The organism is Gammaproteobacteria bacterium (assembly GCA_028817225.1).
In the GTDB taxonomy this organism is placed as follows: Bacteria; Pseudomonadota; Gammaproteobacteria; order Poriferisulfidales; family Oxydemutatoraceae; genus Oxydemutator.
On the sequence record JAPPQC010000005.1, the window covers coordinates 38,633 to 57,335 of the forward strand.

Here is an 18,703-nt window from a genome sequence, read left to right on the forward strand (position 1 = left end):
CCTCCGCCGTCAGGCGTGCAGTTCCTGCAGGCAGTGCACACTATAATCCGATGAGCGCAGCGCTTCAACAATGGCCTGGGCGCCGGCGATGGTCGTCGTGTAGCAGACCTTGCCCTGTATCGCCTCGCGGCGGATTGTGAACGAGTCGGCGATGGCCCGCTTGCCCTCGGTGGTGTTGATGACGAGGGCGATTTCGGCGGCCTTCAGTTTGTCCACGATGTGCGGGCGCCCGCCTTCGGTCACCTTGTGCACCGTCTCGCACTCGACGCCGGCCTGCGCCAGCGCCTTCGCGGTGCCGCCGGTGGCGAGCAGCCGGAAACCGGCGTCTTTCAGCGCGCGCGCGACGCCCGCCGCCGCGGCCTTGTCGGCGTCGCGCACGCTCAGCAGCGCGGCGCCCGAACGCGGCAGTTCGGCGCCCGCCGCAATCTGCGACTTCGCAAACGCCTCGCCGAAATCGCGCCCGACGCCCATGACCTCGCCGGTGGAGCGCATCTCCGGGCCGAGGATGGGATCCACGCCGGGGAACTTGATGAACGGAAACACCGCCTCCTTGACAGCGAAATGCGCCATCTGCGGCGCGGGCCGGATGTCCTGGTCGGCCAGCGTCCGGCCCGTCATGCAGCGCGCCGCCATCTTGACCAGCGGCAGGCCGGTCGCCTTGGCGACAAACGGCACCGTGCGCGATGCGCGCGGGTTCACTTCCAGCACATAGATCTCGCCGTTCTGAACGGCGAACTGCGCGTTCATCAGGCCGACGACGCCGAGGGCGCGCGCCAACTCCTCCATGCGGCGGCTGATTTCGCGCTGAATTTCCGGCGCCAGCGAATACGGCGGCAGCGAACAGGCCGAATCGCCGGAATGAATGCCGGCCTGCTCGATGTGCTGCATGATGCCGCCGACCAGCACCTGCTCGCCGTCGCTGACGGCGTCCACATCCACCTCGGTCGCGTTGATCAGGAAGTGGTCTATCAGCACCGGCGCGTCGCCCGAAACCTGCGCCGCCTTGTGCATCCATGCCCTGAGATCATCGTCGTCGTGGACGATTTCCATCGCGCGCCCGCCGAGCACATAGGAAGGCCGCACGATGATCGGATAACCGATGCCGCCGGCCAGCGCCAGCGCCTCATCCGTCGTGCGCGCGGTGCCGCCGGGCGGCTGTTTCAGGCCGAGTTTCTCTATCAGTCGCTGGAAGCGCTCGCGGTCTTCGGCCAGGTCAATGGACTCCGGGCTGGTACCGATGATCGGCACACCGGCCTGCGCCAGCCGGCGCGCCAGTTTCAGCGGCGTCTGGCCGCCGTACTGGACGACGACGCCGTCGGGTTTCTCGAGTTCGACGATTTCAATGACATGCTCAAAAGTCAGCGGCTCGAAATACAGGCGGTCGGAAGTGTCGTAGTCGGTGGACACCGTTTCCGGATTGCAGTTGACCATGATCGTCTCAAAGCCCTCTTCGCGGAAGGACAGCGCGGCGTGAACGCAGCAGTAGTCAAACTCGATGCCCTGGCCGATGCGGTTCGGGCCGCCGCCGAGTATCATCATCTTGCGCCGCGAACCCGGCTGCGCCTCGCATTCCTCGTCGTAGCACGAGTAGAGGTAGGCGGTCGTCGTATCAAACTCGGCGGCGCAGGTGTCCACGCGCTTGTAGGTCGGGCGCACGCCGAGCGCGACGCGCCGCTCGCGCACGGCGCGCTCATCCGTTTGCAGCAGGCCGGCGAGGCGGCTGTCGGAAAAGCCGCGGCGTTTCAGGTCGCGCCATTCGGCGGCGTTCAATGCGTCCGGCGTGCGCCCGGCCAGCGCCTTCTCGGCGTCCAGGAGTTCGGCGATTTGTGCCAGAAACCACGGGTCTATGCCGGTCCATTCGTGCACCTGTTCGGTGCTCGCGCCGCCGCGCAAGGCGTCGGCCAGATGCCACAGGCGCTCCGACGACACGCCCTGCGTCAGGCGTTCGCGCAATGCCGCCGTATCGTCGCTTGTGCGGCTATCGAGGCCGTCGCTGCCGGTCTCCAGGCTGCACAGCGCCTTTTGCAGCGATTGCTGGAAGGTGCGCCCGATGGCCATGACCTCGCCGACCGACTTCATCTGCGTGCCGAGGCGGTCCTCGGCCTGCGGAAACTTCTCGAACGCGAAACGCGGAATCTTGGTGACGACATAATCTATCGTCGGCTCGAAGGAAGCCGGCATCGCGCCGCCGGTGATCTCGTTTTGCAACTCGTCCAGCGTGCAGCCGACCGCGAGTTTGGCCGCGACCTTCGCAATCGGGAAGCCGGTCGCCTTGGAGGCCAGCGCCGACGAGCGCGACACGCGCGGGTTCATCTCGACGATGACGAGGCGCCCGTCGCCCGGATGAACCGCGAACTGCACATTGGAGCCGCCGGTGTCCACGCCGATTTTCCGCAGCACCGCAATCGAGGCGTCGCGCATGCGCTGGTATTCCTTGTCGGTCAGCGTCAGCGCCGGCGCCACCGTGATTGAGTCGCCGGTGTGCACGCCCATCGGGTCGAGGTTCTCGATGGAGCAGACGATGATGCAGTTGTCGTTGCCATCGCGCACGACCTCCATCTCGAACTCCTTCCAGCCCAGCAGCGACTCTTCAAGCAAAACCTTGCCGACCGGCGACAAGTCCATGCCGTGGCGTGCGATTTTCTCGAATTCATCCGCGTCGCGCGCGATGCCGCCGCCGCTGCCGCCGAGCGTGAACGAGGGCCGGATGATGGTCGGAAAACCGAGCGACGGCTGCGCCTGCCGCGCCTCCTCCCAACTGCCGACCAGCACCGATTTCGCCGACTCCAGGCCAATCTCGTCCATCGCCCGGCGAAAGCGCTCGCGGTCTTCGGCCATGTCAATCGCGTCGCGCCCGGCGCCGATCAGTTCAACGCCGAATTGTTCCAGCACGCCCTCGCGCGCGAGGTCGAGCGAGCAGTTCAGCGCGGTCTGCCCGCCCATCGTCGGCAGCAGCGCGTCGGGCCTTTCCTTTTCAATGATGCCGGCGACGCTGCGCCACTCCACCGGCTCGATGTAAATGGCGTCGGCGCTGTCGGGGTCGGTCATGATCGTCGCCGGGTTGGAATTGACCAGAACGACACGGTAGCCCTCCTCCCGCAGCGCCTTGCACGCCTGCATGCCCGAATAGTCAAACTCGCACGCCTGGCCGATGACGATGGGGCCGGCGCCGATGATCAGGATACTCTCGATGTCGGTGCGCTTCGGCATCAGCGGCGCGCCTGCTGTGTCCCCTGCTGCATCCCTTGTTTCATCTCTTGTTGCATCAGTGCGGCAAACTGCCCGAACAGGCCCGAGACATCATGCGGCCCGGGGCTGGCCTCGGGATGGCCCTGAAAGCCGAACGCCGGTTTTTCGGTGTGGCGTATTCCTTGCAGCGAGCCATCAAACAGCGAGCGGTGCGTCGCGCGCAAATGCCCGGGCAAACTCGCCTCTTCAACGCAAAAGCCGTGGTTCTGGCTGGTAATCAGCACCCGCCCGCTGTCTATTTCCAGCACCGGGTGGTTGGCGCCGTGGTGGCCGAATTTCATCTTCTGCGTGCGCGCGCCGCAGGCAAGCCCCAGCAACTGGTGGCCGAGGCAGATGCCGAACACCGGCAGGTTGGCGTCGAGCAGTTCGCGTATCGCCTCAATCGCGTAACCGCACGGCTCCGGGTCGCCCGGCCCGTTCGACAGGAACACGCCGTCGGGGCGGCGTTCAATCACTTCGCGCGCCGGCGTCGTCGCCGGCACGACCTCGACGCGGCAGTTGTGGTCGCTCAGCATCCGCAGGATGTTGCGCTTGATGCCGTAGTCGTAGGCGACGACCGACCAGCGCGCCTCGCCGGCGTCGGCGTAACCGCCGTCGGCGCGCCACGCGCCCTGTCGCCAGCGGTAGGTTTTATCGGTCGTGACTTCCGACGCGAGATCCATGCCCTTCAGGCCGGCGAATTCGCCGAGGGCGGCGGCGGCGCGCTCGCGCCCGACCGACTCATCGAACAGCACGCCGTTCATCGCGCCGAAGCGCCGCAGATGGCGCGTCAGTTGCCGCGTGTCCATGTCGGCGGCGGCGGTGATGCGGTGGCGCGACAGCCAGGCGCCGAGGTCGTCGCGACTGCGCCAGTTGCTGGCGCACGCCGGCACATCGCGCACCACGAGGCCCGCCGCGTGAATGCGCGCCGCTTCGTCGTCTTCATCGTTGACGCCGGTGTTGCCGATGTGCGGGCAGGTCAGCGTCACAATCTGGCGGGCGTAGGACGGGTCGCTCACAATCTCCTGGTAACCCGTCATCGCGGTGTTGAAGACCACCTCGCCGACGCTGCATCCGGCGTGGCCGATGGAACGGCCCTCCAGCAGGGTGTCGTCTTCCAACAGCAGAAACGCGGACTTTGTCATCAAGAAACAGCAATGGGGGCGGGGCGGGCGTTCAGTATAAGCGGCGGCGGCGGCGGTGGCAACGCATGGCTGCCGCATCAGGCGTCCGTCAGCGGCAGCACTTCGGCGATGTCGCGCGCCTGCGCGAGACACATCAGCAGGCGCTCAAAGCCCGCCGCGACGCCGGAACAGTCCGGCAGGCCCGGTTTGCCGGGACGCTCAAGCGCCGCCAGAAAGCGCTCGTCCGGGACGGTTTCGGCGAGGCCGAGGCGCGCGCGGCGCGCGTTGTCGGCGGCGAAGCGCGCGCGGTAGTCGGCGGCGGCGGTCAGTTCCTGAAACCCGTTGGCGAGTTCCATGCCGCCGTAGAAGACTTCAAACCGCTGCGCGTGGCCCTGCTCCGAAATGCGCGCATACGACGCCTGCCGCGCCGGGAAATCATAAACGGCGGTCAGGACATCGCGGCTGAAATGATGGCCGGCCATTTGTGCCAGCAGAAAGTCCAGCGCGTCAAAGGCGTCGCGGCAGCCGCGCAGGCCCTGTTCCGCCGCGAGCGTTTGCAGGCGTTTGTCATCGTCCGGCATCTCAGTGCCGAAGGCGCCGGCAAACGCATCGCGGTATGAGAGTCGCACCGGCGCGGCGGGGTTCAGCGGGCGCAGGATTTGCGACAGCAGTTCCAGCGTTTCATCGAGCAGACGCCGGTAATCCATGCCGACGCGGTACCATTCCAGCAGCGTGAATTCAGGCCGGTGCAGCCGTCCGCTTTCATCGCTTCTGAAGACCGGCCCCAACTGCCAGATGTCGCCGCTGCCCGCCGCCAGCAGGCGCTTCATCTCGAATTCGGGCGAAGTCCTGAGCCAACCGCCGCCGGCGGCCACGCTGCCGATGCCGACCTCGCTGACCGGCGCGCCGACAAGACACGGCGTCGCCACTTCCAGCACATTGCGCGCGCTGAAAAAGGCGCGGATTTGCGCGGCGACCTGCGCGCGCAGTCGCAGACATTGCGCCGCCTTCGCCAATCACTTGACCCGGCTTACATACTCGCCGCTGCGGGTGTCCACGCGCAGCACTTCGCCTTCCTCGACGAACAGCGGCACCTTGACGACGGCGCCGGTCTCCAGTTTCGCCGGTTTGACGCCGCCGCTGGCGGTGTCGCCACGCACGCCGGGGTCGGTCTCGACGACCTTCAGTTCGACGAAATTGGGCGGCGTCACCGCAATCGGGCGCCCATTGTAGAGCGTGACGACGCAGACATCCTGCTCGCGCAGCCAGTTCTCGGCGCCGTCCATCGCGGCGGCGTCGGCGGCGTATTGCTCGTAGGTCGCGTTGTCCATGAAATGCCACTGGCCGCCGTCGGTGTAGAGGTAGCCCAGTTCCGTCTCAATGACATCGGCGGCCTCTATCGTTTCACCTGACTTGAAGGTCTTGTCAATCACGCGCCCGCTCAGCAGGTTGCGCAACTTGACGCGGTTGAACGCCTGCCCCTTGCCCGGCTTGACAAACTCGTTGCCGAGAATCGCGTGCGGCTCGCCGTCCAGCAAAACCTTCAGGCCGGCGCGGAATTCGTTGGTGCTATAATTCGCCATCGTGCCTCCCGACGACAGTTATACCAGCCCGCCGCACACAAGCCAACCGTCGCGCCCCGCAGACAACATCACCCGCGCCGATGATTTGTGCCGCATGCTCGGCCTGCCGGCGCGCACCGCGGGCGCCCTTGCACCGCGCGATTGCGCCGAATTTCCGCTGAAAGTGCCGCGCGCGTGGCTGAACCGCATTCGCCGCGGCGACGCCGCCGACCCGCTGCTGCGCCAGGTGCTGCCGGTGGCCGCCGAAAGCGCGCAAACCCCCGGCTTCGGCGCCGACGCGGTCGGCGACCTGGCCGCCGGCGCCGGCAACGGCATTCTGCACAAATACCGCCACCGCGTGCTGCTGGTCGTGACCGGCGCCTGCGCGATTCACTGCCGTTATTGTTTTCGCCGTCATTTTCCGTACCGCGGCCACACGCTGGCCGGCCATCTCGACGCCGCCATGGAGTACATCGCCGCGCGCCGCGACATCGAGGAAGTCATCCTCAGCGGCGGCGACCCGCTGACGCTGGCCAACCGCAAACTGTTTGATTTGTGCGAGCGCCTTGAGGCGGTGCCGCATGTTACGCGCATCCGCATCCACACGCGGCTGCCGGTGGCAAACCCGGAGCGGATGGATTCCGAATGGCTGGCGTGGTCGAGGCGGCGCCCCAAGCCGTATCTGATGGTGCTGCATATCAATCATCCCGCCGAACTGGACCGCGACGCCGCGCGCGCCGTCGGCGCGATGCGGCACTGGACGCTGCTGAACCAGGCGGTATTGCTGAAAGGCGTCAATGACGACGCCGAAACGCTGGCGCGCCTGAGCCGGCGCTGCTTTGAGGCCGGCGTGCTGCCCTATTATCTGCATCTGCTCGACCGCGTGCGCGGCGCCGCGCATTTCGAGGTGGACGAGGCGGCGGCGCGGCGCCTGATGCGCGAGGTCGCCGCGCGCCTGCCCGGCTACCTGGTGCCGAAACTGGCGCGCGAAACCCCCGGCGCCGCGGCCAAAGACCTCATCGCCTACTAATACGCGCGTTGATACGCGCGGCGCGGCGTGCGCCGCCCTTGCGGGGCGAGCGGGGTGAACAGCGCGAGCAGCGTCAGCAGCAGCAAAACACCGACACCGGCCAGGCCGAAACTGCCGCTGCCGCCAGTGATGGCGCCCGTGGCTCCGCCGCCGCCGCCGCCGCCGATGCCCTGGGCAGTGCCCACCACCGTATCCCTGCGCATCGCCTCGCTTGTGCCGACCGGATCCTTGATGATGCCGTTCATCTCGCCGTCCTCGTCATTCGGGCCGCCGTCCACGATGTAGAGCACCACGCAAAGGTCGCCGACCGCTTTTGCGCGCTCGAGATTGCCGTCGGCGTCGCGGTACGGGCTGGCGGCGGTGCCGTCGTCGGTCGGGCAGACGCCGTTTTCGTCCGCCGGCGCAAAGCCGAATTCATTGCCGCCCGGCTCGTCGTCCACCGTGAAAGCCTCGGTCTGCGTACTGTCGGCGCCGCGGTATTTGTACAGAAACAGCGAGGTCGTGCCGGACAGCATTTGCGGCAGCGGAATAATCACCCCCGCGCGGCCTCCCGTCACCGTCGCGGTCGTCGCCCGCGCCGTCGTCGAGGTGTCCACCGACGGCGCCACGCCGCTGATGTCAAAGTCGTAGGTCACCTCAAAGGGCGTGTCGTCCACCGAGGCCGGCAGGCGCACATCGGCTTCCGACGCCGAGTATTTTTCGTAGTCGTCCATGTAGCCCATGTCGTCGAGATCATCCTCGTCCGCCAGCGTCTGCGACGAGGCGCGCGCCCGGGTTCTGTCGCCCGCGCTCAACTCGTGCACCGGCAGCACCGGGCGGATGTGATCCTGCGGGTTGACGGTCATCCCGGTGCCGCTCGACACCATGACCGGCAAACCCGCGATGTCCGGATACGGGTCCTGCTCGTTCGGGATGCTGTCGCCGTCGTTGTCGCCCATCAGGTCCGCCACCATTCTGCTGCCGCCGGCGGCCAGCATCGGCACCACCGGCCAACTCAGCGTAACCGTCGCGGTCTGCGTCGTGGCGTAGTCGCCCCGGGCGATGGCCGAGGCCGTTACAATCAGCGACACGCTGGCGCCGGTCGTCCCGGCAAAACCGGCGGGCACATCAAAGCGGGCGGTGATGACTCTTTCGCCCGCCTCATCGGCCAGCCCGACATCGCGGATGTTGGCCAGGTGCTCGCTTCCCGCTATCACGCCGCCGGCGTACAGCACCGGAATCGTCACCTTGTAGTTTGTGCCGCCTTCCTCGACGAGGGTTCTTTCCTCGCTGTCATCGTCTTTCGTCAACGCCGGACGGCCCAGACTCGGCGCCACGCCCTCAAGGAAATAGACGGCCATCTCGTTGACCGGCCCGATTTCATAACTGGTGGCGCCCGGAAACCCGGTGTTGCCGGGGTCGCCAGAGTCGTAAGCGCGCGTCTCTGCCGGGTCAATGCGGTAGTTATCCACCGCCTGGTTGCCCGGCGTTCGCGTCAGCGTGGAGGCGTAACTGCGCCGCTCGGCGTCAACCTCCAGTGTCGTGGCGCTGCCGTCGGGAAGCAGTATGGCCAGGTGCACCGCCGGTTCTGGCACCGGCGCCTCGGCAACCGCCCTGACAAAGATTTCGGTGGCCTCGCGCCGGACAAAGTTGCGCGCCGGCGCCATGTTCACGCGCGGAATGCGCTGAATCCGCTGCTCCGGCAATCCGCTTGCCGTGTTGTCCGCTGTCGCCCAGCCTTCATTATTGACCGCAAACCAGCCGATGGTGTGCTCCACATTCGGCAGGATGTTCTCAAAATCCACCAGCGCGCAGCCGCCGACAATCAGCGGGGCGTCGTAATTCGCCGGGAAGCGGCCGGTGCAGCCGTAACTCTCCGAAACATTCACATAGCCGCCTGCGTAGCCGAAGGTGTCGGAAAGGTAGTAGGCGCGGACGGTCGAGGCGCCGGTAACGGTCACGCCCAGATGGGAGAGGCGCTCGCTGTCGGTCAATCTGCCGGAGGCGACGAAGGCCGTGTTGCCGCCGGTGCCGCGCACCAGCGAGACTTGCGGCCTGCCAACGGTGTTTATATGCGGATTGGTTCCAAACCTCACCGCCTCGGCGGCGTCCGAAACGCCGTCACCATCGCTGTCCTTGAACTCGTCGTACAGCATCATTACCCGCGGAATCTCACCGAGCGCAGCCGGGACAGCCTCGCGATTGTGAACATATCCCTCTCTGTCGCCCGGCCTCCTGCCATTCCAGGAGCTCCTGACAAGCATCTCGCCATATCTCAGCCACAATCTCTCTTCGCCGGTTCTTACCGGGCGCGCCAACTCAAGGACCACAACCCCCGTGCTCGCGGCGGAAGGCGTTCCGCCGCCAATGGATTCAAGACGCACGCTCTCTATGGGAATGACCGGTCCGCGAAAATCGGGACCCACCCCAATCCGGAAACCTGCACACGTCCCAACTTGCTCTTGCGGAATAAAAAAGGACGGGGTAAAGCAGCCGTTCGCCAGCACCGTGTCGGAATCGGGCACATCGTGGTAGGTATTCAAACCAATGTCTCTCTCCCGGATTTGCGCCGGCTGGTTCAGCACCGCATACAGACGCTGCGCGCCGACGCCGAAGGCGATGCGCGTGTCATCCTGCGGAAAATGCAGATTGCCGCTGTTGGCAGGGATGATAAAAGTGTAGGTGGCAGTATCCACGATGCGCCCGGCGCTGTTGCCGCCCAAGTCAGTGTGCTCACTCAACGCAATGGTAAAGGTCTCAGTGCTCTCGGCGAAATCGTCCGCCCTCACATTAATAGTCATGCTGTGGTAGTGCTCACGAAGTGAGAGAGCGGCAGAGTCCGTCCGGGCCTCGGCATCTATGCCGGCACTGATAGGCGGGGTAATAAAGTAATCATAATCATGGGGAACCCTGGCCCCCCTCTCGACAACGCCGATAACGGCATCACCCCCTGTTTGCCATCGAATACGGCTGTGATTCGGGCGGACGGCGCCCGTGAACCTGAGACTGAGATGGAAGGAGCTGCCTTCATGCACAGTGCTTGTTCGCCCTCTCTCGATTATTTCGATTTTGGAGAGAGTGGTGGAGAAGTGGTCGGGGACAATCGGTATGAGGATGAGGTCAGGTGCAACCCGGTGGCCGGTGCTCGTCATCACACCCAGGCCCCCCTCGGATATGCCGTAATTGGTAATGCGGATGTCGATATTCTCGTAGTCGTTGTCGGCGTCCGCCACGGCTGTGATAATAATGTTGGCTCGACTGGTTCCATTGCTCAGGACACCGAGTTGAAGGTTTCCGGTGGCATCAAAAGCAACACGCTCGCGGGCGGTGTCATCGTAACCGATGCTGATGTCGTCGCTGTCAATGCCGCCAAAACTCAGTGTCACGAAAGTCTCCGTGCCCGGCCGGGGAGTGCCTATAAACTCGATGGCAACGGTGGCGCTGGCGCCTTCCTGAATAAAGGCCGGGGGATTGACAAACTGGGCGAAGGTAATCATCTCGCTGGCCCTGACCTCTTGGTCATAGGATGCACCATCAAAAGTCAGGGCATATTCGTCGGTGCCGTCCGTGCTTTCGTCCAGGTTGGTGTGGCCGACAATCTGGTAGGTGATGGTTTGGGTGTTTTCCGCCACACCATCCTGCGGAATCGGAAACTTGGCCTCGACACGGCCCTGATCCGGGAGTTCAGCAGGCATCCTGATACGGGCGATGTTGTCGGTGGTAAGTGTGCCCGATATCACATCACCGCCGAGTTCATAGGTAAAGTCAGTGCCGAAATCCCCGTCGGTGACCGCATCGCCCCCGAGTTGCACCAGGACGATGCTGTCCGCCACGCGCTGTTCGCCCTCAAGTCTCAGACGAAATCTGAATGCGCCAAAATCCCTGTCGTTGGAATTGTGGAAGCCCCTTTCAGCCACGGGGAAGCCGGAGCCCTCATCATCACCGAGCCGGACGAGAAAAGCCCTTGATTCGCCTCTGTTGGCGGCAATCTCGACACTCTGGACAAAACTTTCAACATCGCGCCCGGAAGGGTCGCGGCCAGAGTCGGTATGTGCGACCAGCGCAAAAGCAATGGTCTGCGTGGTTTCCCGCGCGAGATCATTCCGAATGTCGAGGTGGACGGTTACGCTGTCGTCGTTGGCCGGAACCCTGAAAACCCCCCTGCTTTGCGAGTCAAGAAGCTGGGAGCTCCCCAAGGCTGCGAAGGTTGCCCCCCCCCCGTAGCGCATGCGGTACTGATCCTCTCCCCTCCTGTTTATATCCGGAGTCGGGGCAGCGGCGTCGCCCGCGAACTGGATGGTGACCAGACTGTCGTCCGTGCGCGGCGTGCCGTCAAACTGGATGGTAATGGTGACGGTTTGCCCTTCCTCCACGACAGCCGGTGAAATGCTGTGGATGTAGGCGCGCGACTGCGCGTGCGCCAAATTTGCGCCGGCCACCAGCCACGCGGCGGCAATCATCGTCAACGCGCAGGACGCGCGCAAAAACCGGAAACAACGGGCAAGATGACCCGCAGGCAAAAAATTCATCGTTCGCACCTCAAACTCGCCAAAATCGGCGGTGATAAAACCCGTGCAGCCTGGGCAGCCGCATCAGTATCCCCCGGACTCGCCAGAATCGCCGCCATCATAGCACACCCCGAATCGCCCGCCATCGCTCTTGACGGCAAACGGAAAGCATGGATACTGTACCGCATGGAACGAATCGCCAATCTGCACATTGAGAAACTGCCGGAAGGCGTCTATCTCGCCACTTCCGACGACATTCCCGGGCTGGTGGCCCAGGGCCGCACCATTGCCGAGACGCTTGAAATCGCGCGCGATGTCGCAAGGAAACTGCTGGAGAATTTTCTGAACGCGCGATAGCGCCTGCCCATCAAGGCGCCAGCACCATGCGCGCCCAGTACCACGCCACCACCGCGACCACCGGAATCACCAGCAGGTTCAGCACGAAGCCCGCGCGTATCATCTCGTGCATCCGGACATAGCCCGAGCCGAAGACAATCGCGTTCGGCGGTGTCGCCACCGGCATCATGAACGCGCAACTGGCGGCCATCGCCGTCGCCAGCGTGACCGGAATCGGGTCCAGTCCGAGCGCCGCGGCGAGCGCCGCGAAAATCGGCACCAGCGCCGTTGTCGTCGCCGTGTTGGAGGTGAACTCGGTCAGAAACACCACCAGCCCGGCAATCGCCAGGATGATGACAAACTCCGGCAGATTGCCGAGCACCGCCGCCTGCGCGCCGATGATCGCGTCCACGCCGTTGGCCTTGATGGCGCGCGCCAGCGCGATGCCGCCGCCGAACAGCAGCACAATCTCCCACGGCAGGCGCTTGGCCGTGTCCCAGTCCATCGTGAAGCGCCGCCCGCCCGCCGGCAGCGTGAACAGCAGCATCGCCGCGAGCATCGCGATGCCGGCGTCGGACAGCCCGGCCAGCGGTTTGACCGGCCCGGACGCCAGCGTTATCTCGATGCCCTGCAGCAGCGGGCGCGTCATCCACAGCACCACGACCAGCGCGAACACCGCCAGCGTAATCCAGCCGCCGCGCTCAATCGGCGGCAGCGCGTGCAACTGTTGTTTCAGAATCTCGCGGCTTTTCGCAATCGGCTCGGTCGGCAGCCGGAAAACCACGCGCGTCAGCACCAGCCAGGTCAGCGGCACCATCACCAGCGTGATCGGCAGCGCGATGAACAGCCAGTCGGCGAAGCCGACGGCGCGCGCGTCGCCGAAGGTGTCCTGGATGAAACTGGAGGCGAAGGCGTTGGGCGCGGTGCCGATCAGCGTCATGATGCCGCCGAGGCTCGCGGCGTAGGCGATGCCGAGCATCGTGCACACCGCGAACGGCCTCGCGTCCACGCCCTCGCGGTGTTGCTGCTCCAGCAGCGCCACGACATTGACCGCAATCGGCAGCATCATCGCCGTCGTCGCGGTGTTCGAGATGAACGCGCTCAGCACCGCGCAAATCAGCATGAAGCCGAACACCAGCCGCCCCGGCTTGTCGCCCATCAGCGACAGAATCAGCAGCGCGACGCGCCGGTCCAGCCCCCAGCGCTGCATGGAAAGGCCGATGATGAAGCCGCCCAGCAGCAGAAAGATAATGTGCGAGCCGTAAGCCGCCGCCGTCGTCCGCACATCAATGATCGCGAACAGCGGAAACAGCACCAGCGGCAGCAGCCCGGTGATGGCGACATGCACCGCTTCCAGAAACCACCAGATGGCCATCCACACCAGCGCCGCGATGACGGCCTTGCTTGAAGCCTGAAAAGGCGTCTCGACGCCGTCAATGCCGATGTAGGTGTCGGGCAAAATCAAATAGACCAGCGCCGCCGCGACCGGCCCCGCGACCAGCGCATGGAGTTTGGAGTTCAATTCAGGGGTTCCCGCAGTTTTGCGCGCCCCGCAACGAGAGTTCGTTCATTGCGGTTTCTCCAGCGCGGCGATGCGCTGTTCCAGCGGCGGGTGGCTCATCAGCAGGCGGCGGATGCCGCCGTGGACGCCGCCGGAAATGCCGAACGCGGCCATCTCGCCGGGCAGGTCCTCGGCGCGGCCCCGGCGCTGCAATTGTTTCAGCGCGGCGATCATCTTGCCGCGCCCGGCGAGTTTCGCGCCGCCCTCGTCGGCGCGGAATTCGCGGCGGCGCGAGAACCACATCACAATCATCGTCGCAAAGATGGACAGCACAATCTGGGTTACGATGACGGTGATGAAATAGCCGGGGCCGAAGCCGCGCGACTTGAACACCGCGCGGTCAACGACATGGCCGACCAGGCGCGACAGAAAAATGACGAAGGTGTTGACGACGCCCTGTATCAGCGCCAGCGTAACCATGTCGCCGTTGGCGATGTGGCTGACCTCGTGCCCCAGCACCGCCTCGACCTCGTCGCGCTCCATCTGCGCCAGCAGGCCCTCGCTGACGGCGACCAGCGCCTTGTTGCGGAACATGCCGGTCGCGAACGCATTCGGCTGCGGCGACGGAAAGACGCCGACCTCCGGCATCGCGATGCCCGCCGCCTTCGCCTGGCGCGCGACCGTCTCCGCCAGCCAGGCGTCGGACGGGCCGCCGCCGCGCCCCGAAATCACGCGCACGCCCATCGAGCGCTTCGCCAGCGTCTTTGAAAGCGCCAGCGACACGAACGCGCCGATCATGCCGAACGCCGCCGAAATAATCAGCAGGCCGGTGATGTTGATGCCGGCGTCGGTCTGCGCCAGGTAGTGCTCGACGCCGAACAGGCTCAGCGTGATGTTCAGGACGAAGACGATCGCCAGGTTGGTGGCGACAAACAAAAGTATTCTCATGGCTCCTTACTCCGTGCGGATGTGTTCGATGTTGCGCCAGGCTTTCGGCAGTTTGCGCCCGCGCCGCCCGCGCGCGCCGGCGTAGTCGGCGAGGTCGCCGAACTTCATTGTCCGCGCACGGCGCCCGGCTTGCAAGCGCAGCGCGCCGCCGTCGCCGACGCACGCCGCATGCGCCAGCCATTCGCCGCGCCCGGCGAGGCGCTGCGCCGGTATGCCGATGATCTTGTTGCCCTTGCCGCGCGCCAGTTGCGGCGCTTCGGCGGCGGCGACCGCCAGCAGGTAGCCTTCGGAGGTGATGGCGACAATCAGCGACGACGCCCGGTCGGGCACCTTGACCGCCGCCAGCGCACGCGCCCCCGCCGCCAGTTTCATCACCTGCCTGCCGCCGCGCCCGCGCGCCGCCAGTTGCCCGAGCGTCGTCACAAAGCCGTGGCCGAAATCGCTGATGACAAGGCAGTGCTCGTCGTCGGCGCCCATCAGCACCGACACGAAGTCGGCGTCGTCGGCGGCCTGAAAGCGGCTGCTGAGCGGCTCGCTGCCGCCGCGCCCGGCGGGCAGTGCATGGGCCGGCGCGCTGTAACTGCGCCCGTCGGAGGCGAGGAAATACGCGGTCTGCGCGGAGTCGCCGCGCGCCATGCCGCGAAAGCGGTCGCCGGAGCGGTATTCCAGGTCGTCCGGGCCGGCGTCATGCCCTTTCAGCGCGCGCACCCAGCCGCGGCGCGACAGCACCACCGTCAGCGGCTCGGAGGCGATGGTCTGCCGCGGCTTGAACGCCTGCGCCGCGGGGCGTTCAATCAGCCGCGTGCGGCGGGCGTCGCCCGACGCGGCGCCGTCGCGCTGCAATTCCTTCTTCACCAGCGTCTTCAGGCGCCGTTCGGACGACAACAGCAAAGTGAGGCGCGCGCGCTCGGCGCCGAGTTCCGCGAGTTCGGTTTCCACCTTGACCTTCTCAATCCGGTTCAGTTGTTTCAGGCGCATCTCGAGTATCGTGCGCGCCTGGTTTTCGGTCAGTTTAAAGCGTTTTCTGAGCGCCGCCTCCGGCGCCTTGTCGCGGCGCACGATTTGCACGACCTCCTCGACATTCAGGTGCACCGTCAGCAGCCCCCGCAGTATCTCGATGCGCTCATCCACTTTCGCCAGCCGCCATTGCAGGCGGCGGCGCACCGTTTCAATCCGGAAACCGAGCCAGGTCTTCAGCATCTCCCTCAGGTTCATCACCCGCGGCTTGCCGTCGAGGCCGATGACATTGAAGTTGGCGCGGTAGGTGCGTTCCAGGTCGGTGGCGGCGCACAGCCACGACATCAGTTCATCGGCGGAGGTTTCGCGCCCGCGCGGCTTGATGACGATGCGCACCGGGCGCGATTCGTCGGACTCGTCGCGCAAATCGGCGATGACCGCGCGCAAATCGCCCTGCATCTGCGCGAACAACTGCGCCATGATGCGCCCGCCGGCGACCTGAAACGGCAGCGAGGTGATGACAACCCGGCGTTTCTCCACTTCCCAGGTCGCGCGCATCCGTATCATGCCGGCGCCGGTCTCGTAGAGGGCGCGGATTTCATCCGGCGTGCTGACAATCTCGCCGCCGCCCGGGTAGTCCGGCCCGCGAACGCATTCCAGCAGTCCGGCGATGCCGGTGGAGGGCTTGTCCAGCAACCGGACGCAGGCGGCGACCACCTCGCCGATGTGGTGCGGCGGGATGTCGGTCGCCATGCCGACGGCGATGCCGGAAGCGCCGTTGAGCAGCACATTGGGCAGTTTCGCCGGCAGTATCTCCGGCTCGCTCAGGGTGCCGTCGAAGTTCGGGCGCCAGCCGACGGTGCCCTGCCCGAGTTCGTCGAGCAGCGCGTTGCAGTACGGCGTCAGGCGCGACTCGGTGTAGCGCATCGCCGCGAACGACCGCGGGTCGTCCGCCGACCCCCAGTTGCCCTGCCCCTCAATCAGCGGGTAGCGAAACGCGAACGGCTGCGCCATCAGCACCATCGCCTCGTAACTGGCGATGTCGCCGTGCGGGTGGTATTTGCCGATGACATCGCCGATGGTGCGCGCCGACTTCTTCGGCTTGGCGGCGGCGTTCAGCCCCAGTTCGGACATTGCATAGACGATGCGCCGCTGCACCGGCTTGAGGCCGTCGCCCAGGTACGGCAGCGCGCGGTCGAGAATGACATACATCGAGTAGTTCAGGTAGGCGCGCTCGGCGAACTCGTGTATCGCCGTCTGCTCGATGCGCGGGCCGCCGTTGTTGCCGCCGTTGTTGCCGCCGTTGTTCAGGCGCTTGTTCGGGCGCTTGTGCAGGCTCCTGCTGCGGCCCTTGTCCGGGCTGCGGGTGCGGGCGGGCGGCGCCATCTCAGTCCTGGTGGGTCGGCGCCCTGCCGGCGCTTTGATGCAGCGCCCATTCGCGCTGCCAGACGATGCGGTCGGCGATTTCAATGACCGCCTTTTCAAGCCACAGCGCGGCGCCGCGGCCCGGACTGTAATCGGCCTCGGCCATGCCGTGCACGCGGTCCTGCTGCTGGAGTTTGTAGGCGCCGTCGAACTTCCTGCGCTCGTCGGGGTTGTACACGGCGAAAGTCCTGCCGCCCCAGTGCTTGACGACCGAAAACACCGGCACATCGCTGGGGCCGTCGGCGATGTAGATCATCTGCTTGAACGGCACGCGGCGCTTGTCGCGGTCAATTGAGTCGTTGACGCTGATGTTGCGCGACACATTGACGCCCTTGTTGATTTCAAACACCGCGCGCGTCTTCGTCGTGTCTTCCAGCACATAGCCGATGCGCGAGACGCAGCCGCTGCGCCCGTCCTCGAGGAATTCGCAGCCCCAGATGCCGTCCAGATGTTCGGCCAGCGCGCAGCCCTCAATCAGTTTTTTCAGGCCGGTGCTGACGACATAGTGCTCCAGTTTCAGTTCGTGGCGGCGGTATTTGGCGTCGTCGAGCAGGTTTTTGATATGCGGGAAAAACGCCGGCAGGCCCGGATAGAACGCAAGCCTTGCTCCCAGTTCCTTCAGTTTGGCGTTTGACAAACCCTTGAAGCGGCCATCGGCGACATAATCAAGGATGTGGTTCAGATACAGCAGTTCGGTCGTCACCTGGCCGCAGCCGCGCGCCTGATACTGCTGCGGCAGCGCGTTGACCTCGTTCCAGAACGCATCGCCTTCCACGCCGTACTCGTCGAACAGCACGCTTTGCATGTAGCCCGGAATCAGCGTCTTGTCGAAGTCCCAGATCATCGCGATGATGTTCTGCGAGAAGGGCCGCCAGGTGGTCTGCGGCGCCAGTGAGGAAGCGGGCGGCGGCATTACACTATCTCGACGCGCGCGCCTTCCTTTTCCAGCCAGCGCTTACGTTCCGGCGAGCGTTTTTTCGCCAGCAGCATGTCCATCAGCGGCAGCGGGTCGCCGTCGCAGGTCAGTTCCATCAGGCGGCGGCTCGCCGGCGACATCGTGGACTCGCGCAGTTGCGCCGGGTTCATCTCGCCCAGCCCCTTGAAGCGGATGACCTGCGCCGCGCCGCGCGCCTTTGCGCGCGTCTTTGCCGATTTTGCCGGTTTTTCCAGTTCTGCCAGGATGGCGTCGCGTTCGTTTTCATCCTGCGCATAATAAACGCTTTTGCCGGCGTCAATCCGAAACAGCGGCGGCAGCGCGACGAAAATGCGGCGCGCCTCCACCAGCGGGCGGAAGTGTTTCAGAAACAGCGCCGCCAGCAGCGTCGAGATGTGCAAGCCGTCGGAGTCGGCGTCGGCGAGAATGCAAATCTTGCCGTAGCGCAGGCGGCTGAGGTCGGCGCTGCCGGGCGCGACATCAATCGCCGTCGCGATGTCGCTGATTTCCCTTGAATCCAGTATCTCGCCGGTGTCGCTCTCCCAGGTGTTGAGGATTTTTCCGCGCAGCGGCAGCACCGCCTGAAACGCCTTGTCGCGCGCCTGCTTGGCCGAGCCGCCGGCGGAGTCGCCCTCAACCAGAAACAACTCCGAATCCTCGACATCGCGCGCGAGGCAGTCGGCCAGTTTGCCCGGCAGGCGCGGGCCGGACACCCGCGCGCGCCGGACGCCGCGGCTTTTCTTGCGCGCGCGCGCGTTCTCCAGCACCGCCTCGACCAGCGTCTTGCCGGCGGCGGCGGCCTCGTTCAGCCACAGACTGAACGCATCGCGCGCCAGTTTCTGCACCAGCGCGCCGCCCTCCTTTGACACGAGGCGCTCCTTGGTCTGCCCGGCGAAGCGCGGGTTGTCCATCTTCAGCGACAGCACGAAAGCGGCGCCGCGCCAGACATCGTCCGGCATCAGCCGGACGCCGCGCGGCAGCAGGCCGTGCAGTTGCGCGAACTCGCGCAGCGCCTCGGTCAGGCCGGCGCGCAGCCCCGACACATGGCTGCCGCCGCCCGGCGTCGGCACCAGGTTGACATAACTCTCGGCGACGGCGGCGCCGTCGTCGGCGAACCAGTTCAGGCACCAGCGCAGTTCCTGCGCGTCGTCCAGTTCGCGCTCGCCGCAGA

General features: G+C 65.5%; 12 protein-coding genes. 2 read left to right on the forward strand and 10 right to left on the reverse strand.

Features of this window, described 5'->3' with window-relative positions; all coding sequences use genetic code 11:
• Nucleotides 1–9 precede the first annotated feature (9 nt).
• The 4 genes from carB to efp form a co-directional block, all read right to left on the reverse strand.
• Nucleotides 10–3,210 carry a carbamoyl-phosphate synthase large subunit gene (gene carB / locus OXU50_00375; GenBank protein ID MDD9868346.1) on the reverse strand — a complete coding sequence of 1,067 codons (3,201 nt, stop codon included), beginning with the start codon at nt 3,208–3,210 and terminating at the stop codon, nt 10–12.
• The gene (gene carA, locus OXU50_00380; GenBank protein ID MDD9868347.1) at nt 3,210–4,373 is read right to left on the reverse strand and encodes a glutamine-hydrolyzing carbamoyl-phosphate synthase small subunit; all 1,164 of its coding nucleotides are present in this window, start codon (nt 4,371–4,373) and stop codon (nt 3,210–3,212) included. Before carA ends, carB begins: the two co-directional genes overlap by 1 nt.
• 77 nt (nt 4,374–4,450) lie before the next feature.
• Entirely contained in the window at nt 4,451–5,368 is a 918-nt protein-coding gene (epmA, locus tag OXU50_00385) for an EF-P lysine aminoacylase EpmA (GenBank protein ID MDD9868348.1), read from the reverse strand.
• Nucleotides 5,369–5,935: an elongation factor P gene (efp, locus tag OXU50_00390; protein MDD9868349.1), complete on the reverse strand. Its 567-nt coding sequence runs from the start codon at nt 5,933–5,935 to the stop codon at nt 5,369–5,371.
• A 1-nt stretch (nt 5,936) separates the two neighbouring features.
• Between efp and epmB the strand changes: the two genes are divergently transcribed.
• The gene (gene epmB / locus OXU50_00395) at nt 5,937–6,944 is read left to right on the forward strand and encodes an EF-P beta-lysylation protein EpmB (GenBank protein ID MDD9868350.1); all 1,008 of its coding nucleotides are present in this window, start codon (nt 5,937–5,939) and stop codon (nt 6,942–6,944) included.
• On the opposite strand, the gene OXU50_00400 is transcribed toward epmB, so the two are convergent.
• Entirely contained in the window at nt 6,941–11,383 is a 4,443-nt protein-coding gene (locus tag OXU50_00400) for a hypothetical protein (GenBank protein MDD9868351.1), read from the reverse strand. The genes epmB and OXU50_00400 overlap by 4 nt on opposite strands.
• Nucleotides 11,384–11,617: 234 nt before the next feature.
• On the opposite strand from OXU50_00400, the gene OXU50_00405 reads away from it, so the two are divergent.
• Complete coding sequence (locus OXU50_00405; GenBank protein MDD9868352.1) at nt 11,618–11,788, forward strand: type II toxin-antitoxin system HicB family antitoxin; 171 nt, start codon at nt 11,618–11,620, stop codon at nt 11,786–11,788.
• Nucleotides 11,789–11,798: 10 nt separating this feature from the next.
• Here the strand turns inward: OXU50_00405 and OXU50_00410 are convergent, their stop codons facing one another.
• The 5 genes from OXU50_00410 to OXU50_00430 form a co-directional block, all read right to left on the reverse strand.
• Nucleotides 11,799–13,289 (reverse strand): SLC13 family permease, encoded by a 1,491-nt coding sequence (locus tag OXU50_00410; GenBank protein ID MDD9868353.1) that lies wholly within the window; start codon nt 13,287–13,289, stop codon nt 11,799–11,801.
• A 45-nt stretch (nt 13,290–13,334) separates the two neighbouring features.
• Nucleotides 13,335–14,216, reverse strand: a complete 882-nt coding sequence (gene htpX, locus OXU50_00415; protein MDD9868354.1) for a protease HtpX — start codon at nt 14,214–14,216, stop codon at nt 13,335–13,337.
• 6 nt (nt 14,217–14,222) lie between these two features.
• On the reverse strand, nt 14,223–16,559 hold the full coding sequence (gene parC / locus OXU50_00420) for a DNA topoisomerase IV subunit A (GenBank protein MDD9868355.1): 2,337 nt from the start codon (nt 16,557–16,559) through the stop codon (nt 14,223–14,225).
• 1 nt (nt 16,560) lies between these two features.
• Entirely contained in the window at nt 16,561–17,511 is a 951-nt protein-coding gene (locus OXU50_00425; protein ID MDD9868356.1) for a haloacid dehalogenase-like hydrolase, read from the reverse strand.
• The coding region (locus OXU50_00430) for a toprim domain-containing protein (protein ID MDD9868357.1) at nt 17,511–18,703 on the reverse strand (1,193 nt) is incomplete at its 5' end. The genes OXU50_00430 and OXU50_00425, both read right to left, overlap by 1 nt.